1 protein-coding gene and 1 pseudogene are annotated in these 1210 nt (G+C 72.5%); both read right to left on the bottom strand.

The features are described 5' to 3' along the window. On the bottom strand, positions 1 to 978 hold a 978-nt coding region (locus tag ACPC54_RS42140; RefSeq protein ID WP_498973051.1), incomplete at its 3' end, for an MFS transporter. Positions 979 to 1090: 112 nt separating this feature from the next. Further along, positions 1091 to 1210, bottom strand: a pseudogene (locus ACPC54_RS42135) (inositol-3-phosphate synthase); the annotation flags it as partial.

The raw sequence follows: 1210 nt of genomic DNA, 5'->3' as shown, positions 1-1210 counted from the left end.
CAGACCGAGTGCGGGTTCCAGTACCGCGGCCGCCGCCGAGCACACCACGATCCAGCGCAGCGGTCCCAGCCGTCCGGCCGCCCAGGGGGTCACCGCGGCCGCCACGAAGAACCCGGCGCCGGACAGGGCCAGCGCCAGACCGAGCAGCCGCAGCCCTTCCTCGGGCCCGGACGAGAGGGTGTAGCGGCACAGCATGAGCAGCAGGACGAGGAGCGCGCCGTAGCAGAAGCGCATCAGCGTCATCGAGGCCAGTGCCCAGGCCGCCGCCCTGCGGCGGGGCGCGGCCAGATGCCGGATCGCGGCGAGCAGATCGCGAGCCGTGGCGGCGAGCGCGGTCGCCAGGTGCGGTTGCAGCTGCTGCCGGTCGGGCCCGAGAAGGGCGGGCGCCATGCTCAGGGAGACCACTCCCGCGCACAGATAGAGCAGGGCGCCCAGGAGCACCACCGCGGCGTCGGAGCCCGAGGACAGCAGCCGTACCGCGAACGCGAGCCCGCCCCCGGCGGTCGCGGCGAGCGTGCCGGCCGTCGGGGACAGCGAGTTGGCGATCACCAGGCGCTCGGTGTCGACCACGCGGGGCAGGGCCGCGGACAGCCCGGCGAGGATGAAGCGGTTGACGGCCGTGACACACAGCGCCGAGACGTAGAAGAGCCAGGCGGGGGCGTCGCCCGCCATCAGCACGGCGGTGCCGAGGGCCAGCAGGGCGCGCAGCAGATTGCCGTGGACGAACACCTGGCGGCGCTGCCAGCGGTCCAGCAGGACGCCCGCGAAGGGGCCGACGAGTGAATAGGGGAGAAGCAGCACCGCCATCGCCGAGGCGATCGCGGCCGCCGAGGTCTGCTTCTCCGGGGAGAAGACGACATAGGCGGCGAGCGCGACCTGGTAGACGCCGTCGGCGCCCTGGGACAGCAGGCGGACGTACAGCAGGCGCCGGAAGTACCGCAGGCGCAGCAGGACGCGCAGGTCACGGACGACGGGCATGGGGCACAGCCTCACATATGCGGAAGGTCCCCGGGTCGGGACCCGGGGACCTTCACAGCCCTGGCAGGAGCGATTTTTGTACGAGCGGCTCCCCGTGGGGCGGTGCCGAGCTCTAGCGCTCGACGTCGCCGCGGATGAACTTCTCGACGTTCTCGCGGGCCTCGTCGTCGAAGTACTGCACCGGCGGGGACTTCATGAAGTACGAGGACGCCGAGAGGATCGGGCCGCCGAC

This window comes from Kitasatospora sp. NPDC094028 (genome assembly GCF_049543595.1).
Lineage (GTDB): Bacteria > Actinomycetota > Actinomycetes > Streptomycetales > Streptomycetaceae > Kitasatospora.
Note: the sequence above shows the minus strand (reverse complement) of the source record. Positions and strands in the feature narration are given on the sequence as shown.